Raw genomic sequence first — 5,228 nt, forward strand, 5'->3', positions numbered from 1 at the left:
GTGCCGAGCGAGGGTCTGACCGACGAGAACGATGTTCCCGAGGCGCCTGCCAGGGCGGTGACGCGCCGTGGCGATCTGTGGATCCTCGGCAATCATCGCCTGCTTTGCGGCGACTCCACCACACCCGACGACGTCACCCGTCTGATGAACGGCGAACGCGCGGCGCTATTTGCGACCGATCCACCGTATCTCGTCGACTACGACGGCACCAACCATCCGACGAAAAAGAACGCCACGGCGCGGGCCCGGAAGATTGCGAACAAGAACTGGTCCGAGGACTACATCGAGCAGAAGCACTGGGACGACTCCTCTCAGGGGCCGCAGTTCTACGAGGCCTTCATGCAGGTTGCCATCGACTGCGCCATCAAGCCAGACGCGGCCTGGTATTGCTGGCATGCCTCGCGCCGGCAGGCGATGCTGGAGGCGTGCTGGACGAAGTTCGACGTGCTGCATCACCAGCAGATCATCTGGGCCAAGAGCCGGCCGGTGCTGACGCGCTCGATCATGTTGTGGGCGCATGAACCGTGCCTGTTTGGCTGGCGCTCTGGCAACAAGCCGCGTGTCAACCGCGAGGGTTTCGAGAACTGGCCGACCACGGTCTGGAGCATTCCCTCGAGCGAGATCGAGACCCGCGAGCACCCGACGTCGAAACCGGTCAAGGTGTTTACGCTGCCGATGGAGCTGCACACGGTGCCCGGCGAGATCTGCTACGAGCCGTTTTCCGGCTCCGGGTCACAGCACATCGCCGGCGAGAAGACCGGCCGCCGGGTCTATGGCCTGGAACTGTCCGAGACCTTCTGCGACGTGTTCATCAATCGCTGGCAGGCGTTCTCGGGAAAGGCGGCCATTCTCGATGGTGACGGCCGGACTTTTGACGAGGTTTCGCGCGAGCGGGTTGAGTCTTCGCCTGCCGTTGGGGATAACGGAAACGAGGCGTTAACCAGTTCGCTGCAATCGTAGAGACCTCGGCGAAACAGTGTCGCGTACGCCGATCCTTATTCAACCAGGCTGACTTCACAGCGGACTATCAGACCCATCATCTGGCCTTCGCTCGGCCGTCAGGGCCTCGAGCAGCACCGGCGTCGATTGCCTGCGCGCCGTCCCTGGGCCATGGTCGATCCATGGCAGGACCGGAAGACCACATTCAGGGCGAGCCGAATGCGCCGGGCGACGCGGCCGACGCGCCGCTGCCGGGACGCCGGCCGCCGCTGCTACCGAAGAACCTCGAAGCGACCCTGCGCCACCTGGACGCGGATGAACTCGTCCGGTTGCTGACGGCGACCATAGCGGAACACGAACGGCGCGGCCTCTCACGGTTCGCTACCGAACAACCGGAACCAGGCCGAGAGGACGTTCGGAAAGAAGAGCCCGCGACGGCACCGCCAGGCATCGAAGGTCTGACGCAGGCGCAGGTCAATCTGGTGCGGACTGCCCTCAAGGCAGGCGTCAAGCCTTCGGCAATTGCCCGTCAGTTCGGCATCAGCCCGAAATCGATCCAGAAGGCTCTGGCGAAGAAGGGACTTGATCCCGACTTCACGCTGATTCTTGTGCATCTGCTCGAATCGCTTGAAACCGAAACCCGCGTCTCCCAGATGTCCGACACATTGGGGAGCAGTGTCGGGCATGGCGGAATTGAACGACATCATCGGGCAATTGGAAACAGCCACCGATCCCGCGGACGTACTTCGGCGCATGGTTCTGGAGGATGGCGGCAATTGGCCGGCTGCGCTTGAACCTGACGAGCGCCATCTCGTCGAAATCCAGTTTCGCGGCGTGACGGGCTTCGGCTTCAGTGAAGCCGCCGCGACGCGAAACTGGCTTGAGAATGCGCGCCGGGACGTGGAAGGCGATGGCCGCTTCGGACTCCTCCGGCGCGCCGCCGATCACGCGTCAACGGGCGAAGGTGCCTCTTCGATCTTGTAGACCCGCCCTCGGGTGTCATCCTTGGCGGACGAGATGGTGAGGCCGAGCTTCTTCCTGAGCGTTCCCGACATCAGGCCGCGGATCGAATGTCCCAACCATCCCGACCGCTCGGCGATCTCGGCGATGCTCGCACCCTCGGGTCGCGAGAGCAGACCGATCATGATGTCCTGCTTGGTTGGTGTTGCCCGCCGCCCTTGCGCAGCTGCGCTCGTTGTCGGTTCAATGTCCTCGGCATCCGGCCCGTCGGCAATGCCGAGGACCTGAAACGCGTGGTCTGTGGCCCGCAGGGTGACGGGACCGAGTTCGTCGTCATGGCGCCAGACCGTGTTGTAATCGGTGGCGGCGACCTCCTCGATCAGGGCGCGTCGAAGCAGGCTCTTGCAGACATTGCCAACCGCGCCGCCCTTGATGCTGGCGGTCACCGGGAACACCAGACGGTCGTCACGGGCGCAGGCGGCGGCGAGGATGATGGCCTGGGTGTCGGAAAGGGGCATGGTGGTCATGGCGGATCTCCTGATGTTGCCATGTCACACAGGCTCTGAACGGCGCCAAAGCCAAGTCGGATTGCGCGCAAATCCGCGCAAATGTCGCCCGGTTCCAGCACCGAGGGCATCATGACCGAGCCATCCGGTCTGATCCCGGTCGGGCAGGCGGCCCGGTTGCTGATGATTTCGGAAGGCGGCCGAACGCTTCGGGGTGAGCGCGGCGAGCGTGAGCCGATGGCAGCGACTGGAGCGTGAGCGGGGCGACGTGCGGCCAAGGGCGCTCGGCGGCGAACGGAGGTCTGGCCGCATCGACGCCCACAAGGCCGCCATCCTGGACGCCCTCGGGCCGGATGCCGACCGCACGATCGAGGAGGTCCGGCACGTTCTGAAGGAGCAGGGTCTGGCCTTCAGCTTCGGCGCGCTGCAGCGTTTCTTCAAGCGGCACGCCATCACGCGTAAAAAAAGACCGCGCACGCCGCCGAACAGGATCGGCCCGACGTCCTGAAGAAGCGCGAGGCCTGGTTCGAGGGCCAGGTCGATCTCGATCCGGAGCGCTTGGTCTTCATCGACGAAACCTGGGCCTCGACGAACATGGCCCGACGCCATGGCCGCTGCCGGCGAGGCGAGCGGCTCAGGGTCGGCGTCCCGCACGTACATGTGTGGACGCCCCGACTGATGCAAGAAAAATCTTCGGTGCAGGCTGCTGCGCGTCATCGGGTGCTGCCATGTGTTCGGCCTCTCATTGCGGCATTCATGACCGCGGGCCCGTATGGGAGTTCGAGGATCAGGTCCACATCACTGGAACGCGCTCGAAGTGTCAATCGGCACTGAATAGGGACCCTGGATCGGCGTTCAAAAGGGGCTCTGACGCAATCTCGATGATCAAGCGGCACCTATCAGCCGGGCTTGCAGGAGGTCGAGCTTCCCGCGACCGTACATCTGGCGCTTCACCAGCTTGAGCCTTGTGATCTGCCCCTCCGTCTGGCCGTTCGACCACGGCTCCGTGATGGTGGCATAGACGGCTACGCGGTCGCGCAGGATGCCGCTGGCGAACGACGCGACCAGGCTCTTGCTGGCCTCCGTGATCCAAGCGTCCAGGTCGCTCGCGGACGTCGTCCGGATCATCGCCTGGAACCTGTCGATCAGAGTTCGGGCCTCGACCAGCATAGGCACGCCCGCTTCAATGGCGGCTATGGTCACCGTGTCGGATTTGCTGAGGTGATCGCGGGCCGTCGTCATCAAATGCGCGATGGTCCGGGCCGACGGCACCTTTCGAAGTTGCTGGTCGGACGCACGCTCGGCGCGGCGGCGGCGGGTCGGCACGGGTGCGGGCGGCACGCTTGCGCGGGCTTTCGGTCAGGATGGCATGGACCCTGTCCCATGTCTGCCGATCGATGATGGCGTCATGCTCGCTGGCATAGCTCTCGCCCTTGTGCACCGCCTCGCCGATGTAGACCCGGTTGTGGAGCATCCGGTACAGGTACTTCTTGTCGATCAGGCCACCGCGCTGGGTGCGGATGCCGCGCAAGGCAACTTCCCGCGCCAGTTCGGTCGCCGAGCCGATTTCCAGGAAGCGGGCGAAGATCCAGCGGACATGTGCCGCCTGCTTCTCGACGATGATGAGCTTCCGATCCGACACCGCGTAGCCGAACGGCGCCCATCCGCCCATCCACATCCCCTTCATGCGCGAGGCCTTGACCTTGTCGCGGATGCGCTCGCCGATCACCTCGCGCTCGAACTGTGCGAAGGAGAGCAGGATGTTCAGCGTCAACCGACCCATGGATGTCGTCGTGTTGAAGGACTGGGTGACCGAGACGAACGTCACGGCGTTGCGGTCGAACACCTCGACCAGCCTGGAGAAGTCCATCAGCGAACGCGACAGGCGGTCGATCTTGTAGACGACCACGACGTCGACCAATCCGTCCTCGATGTCGGCCAGAAGCTGCCTCAGCGCCGGACGTTCCAGCGTGCCGCCGGAGATGCCGCCATCGTCATAGAGATCGCGCACCAGCACCCAGCCTTCGGAACGCTGGCTGGCGATGTAGGCCTCGCAGGCCTCGCGCTGGGCATGAAGCGAATTGAACTCCTGCTCCAGCCCTTCCTCGGAGGATTTGCGGGTGTAGACGGCGCAGCGGAGCTTTCGGGTGACGGGCGCCTTCATGCGGCCCTCCGGTGGTTTTTCATGCCGAAGAAGGTCCAGCTATTCCAGCGCGTGCCCGTGATGGCGCGGGCAATGGCTGACAGCGACTTGTAGGGTCGGCCCTGCCATTCGTAGCCGTCGGCGGTGACCGTGACGATCTGCTCCACACCCTGCCACTCGCGAATGAGCCGTGTGCCTGTGATGGGACGATCGCGATCGGCACGGATGCTGCGCTTCGCCCGATCGCCTCCATCCAGGTCATCGCCCAGCCGCTCCAGTCGCCGGATCGTCTCGGGCTTCAGCCCGCCATAGGCCAGTTCCTGGATGCGAGAGGCGAGACGCGATTCCAAAAAGCGGCGGTTGAACGGCGGCGGCTCGGTCTCGAACAGGTCGCGCCATTGCCGCTTCAGGTCCGGCGTCGTGGCGGCCTTCAGCGCGGCCAGGCGGGCGGGGATGGGGTCGTGCGTCGTCATGCGGGTCTCCGGTGCATTGGAGTTGCATGACGGCATTGGTCGGGCGGGAAGTGTAGGCAACTTTCTCCCGCACCGGAAGAAAGTTCTACCCCGACTCCCCGAACCCCCGAAGAAATGGCGTTGACGATCGTCCCGCGAGCGATTCTGCTGGGTGCATGATTCGCGGTGGTTTTCTGTCGAAGGACGGGCGTGCCCATCTCGAGGCGC

Annotated in this window: 4 protein-coding genes and 3 pseudogenes; 3 read left to right on the top strand and 4 right to left on the bottom strand. The window is 64.4% G+C overall.

Annotated features, from left to right (window positions below; genetic code table 11):
• Both N1F91_RS30670 and N1F91_RS30675 read left to right on the top strand, forming a co-directional pair.
• On the top strand, positions 1-960 hold a 960-nt coding region (locus N1F91_RS30670), incomplete at its 5' end, for a DNA methyltransferase (protein ID WP_289997707.1).
• 161 nt (positions 961-1,121) lie between these two features.
• Positions 1,122-1,733, top strand: coding sequence for a hypothetical protein (locus N1F91_RS30675; RefSeq protein ID WP_289997708.1), 612 nt, complete (start codon positions 1,122-1,124; stop codon positions 1,731-1,733).
• A gap of 150 nt (positions 1,734-1,883) precedes the next feature.
• Here the strand turns inward: N1F91_RS30675 and N1F91_RS30680 are convergent, their stop codons facing one another.
• Complete coding sequence (locus tag N1F91_RS30680) at positions 1,884-2,426, bottom strand: DUF3489 domain-containing protein (protein ID WP_289997709.1); 543 nt, start codon at positions 2,424-2,426, stop codon at positions 1,884-1,886.
• A 175-nt stretch (positions 2,427-2,601) separates the two neighbouring features.
• Between N1F91_RS30680 and N1F91_RS30685 the strand changes: the two are divergent.
• Positions 2,602-3,059: pseudogene (locus N1F91_RS30685) on the top strand (IS630 family transposase); the annotation flags it as partial.
• Between the two features lie 231 nt (positions 3,060-3,290).
• Here N1F91_RS30685 and N1F91_RS30690 read toward each other — a convergent pair.
• The 3 genes and pseudogenes from N1F91_RS30690 to N1F91_RS30700 all read right to left on the bottom strand — a co-directional run.
• Positions 3,291-3,725 (bottom strand): annotated as a pseudogene (locus N1F91_RS30690) (transposase); the annotation flags it as partial.
• 4 nt (positions 3,726-3,729) lie between these two features.
• Positions 3,730-4,569: pseudogene (locus N1F91_RS30695) on the bottom strand (recombinase family protein); the annotation flags it as partial.
• Entirely contained in the window at positions 4,566-5,021 is a 456-nt protein-coding gene (locus tag N1F91_RS30700) for a DUF2924 domain-containing protein (RefSeq protein ID WP_289997710.1), read from the bottom strand. The gene N1F91_RS30700 and the pseudogene N1F91_RS30695, both read right to left, overlap by 4 nt.
• Positions 5,022-5,228 lie beyond the last annotated feature (207 nt).

The organism is Aquibium sp. ELW1220, assembly GCF_030398385.1.
Lineage (GTDB): Bacteria > Pseudomonadota > Alphaproteobacteria > Rhizobiales > Rhizobiaceae > Aquibium.